This window comes from Rhodococcus sp. CX (assembly GCF_015865005.1).
Taxonomy (GTDB): Bacteria; Actinomycetota; Actinomycetes; order Mycobacteriales; family Mycobacteriaceae; genus Rhodococcus.
The window spans coordinates 1-1,052 of record NZ_JADZGH010000171.1 but is presented as its reverse complement, the minus strand read 5'-3'; the positions used below and the strand labels follow the sequence as shown (position 1 = coordinate 1,052).

Here is a 1,052-nt window from a genome sequence, read left to right as displayed (position 1 = left end):
GTGGCGGTCCCGACCGCCACAAAGGCACACGGGCGGCGGAGCCGCACTCAGGCACACGGGCGGCGGAGCCGCACCCGGATAGGGTGCAGGAATGTTCTATTCGGAGGCCGAGGCACCGGTGGGAGCCGGGCGGTTCGCGCCGAGCCCCTCCGGCGACCTGCACATGGGAAACCTGCGGACCGCCGTGCTCGCATGGTTGTTCGCCCGCAGCACCGGACGCCGGTTCCTGGTGCGCGTCGAGGATCTCGATCGGGTCCGGCCCGGCGCGGAGCACGCTCAGCTCGCGGACCTGGCGGCACTCGGCATCGACTGGGACGCCGAGGTCGTCCACCAGTCGCGGCGGCTTCGTCTGTACGAGGAGGCGATCGACCGGCTCACCCGGGCCGGGCTGACCTACGAGTGTTTCTGCACCCGACGCGAGATCCAGCAAGCCACCTCCGCACCGCACGCGCCGGCCGGTGCCTATCCGGGCACCTGCCGCAGGTTGTCGAGTGCCGAACGGGCCGAGAAGATGGCGTCGGGCCGCCCGCCGGCCGTGCGGTTGCGGGCCGGAACGGACTTCTTCACGGTGCACGACGTGCTGCACGGCGATTTCACCGGAATCGTCGACGATCTCGTGCTGCGACGCGGCGACGGGACCCCCGCCTACAACCTGGCGGTCGTCGTCGACGACGCCGCGCAGGGCATCGATCAGGTCGTGCGCGGCGACGACCTGCTCTCCTCCGCACCCCGTCAGGCGTATCTGGCTGGGCTGCTCGATCTTCCGGCGCCGGTGTACGCGCACGTCCCGCTCGCTCTCAACGCGGAGGGCAAGAGGCTGGCCAAGCGCGACGGCGCCGTGACCCTCGCCGATCAACGCGCCCTCGGGCACACTCCCGCGGATGTGCTGGGCCGGATCGCCGTGTCCCTCCGCCTGGCCGATCCCGGGGAGCCGGTGACGCTGCCGCTGCTGCTCGACCGCTGGAACCCGGCGCTGCTGCCCCGGCATCCGTGGGTGTTCGAGATCGAGCCCGTCCGGCCCGACGAAGCCGGGATCGCCGGACAAAGTTGAT

At 71.6% G+C, this 1,052-nt stretch carries 1 protein-coding gene; it reads left to right on the top strand.

Annotated elements, in window-relative coordinates; all coding sequences use genetic code 11:
• Positions 1-91 precede the first annotated feature (91 nt).
• Positions 92-1,051: a tRNA glutamyl-Q(34) synthetase GluQRS gene (gluQRS, locus tag I0Q12_RS18135; RefSeq protein ID WP_197253257.1), complete on the top strand. Its 960-nt coding sequence runs from the start codon at positions 92-94 to the stop codon at positions 1,049-1,051.
• Position 1,052 lies beyond the last annotated feature (1 nt).

Excerpts from the sequence above, each read along its gene's own strand:
- gluQRS (WP_197253257.1), top strand. The coding sequence starts at position 92 with ATGTTCTATTCGGAGGCCGAGGCACCGGTGGGAGCCGGGCGGTTCGCG.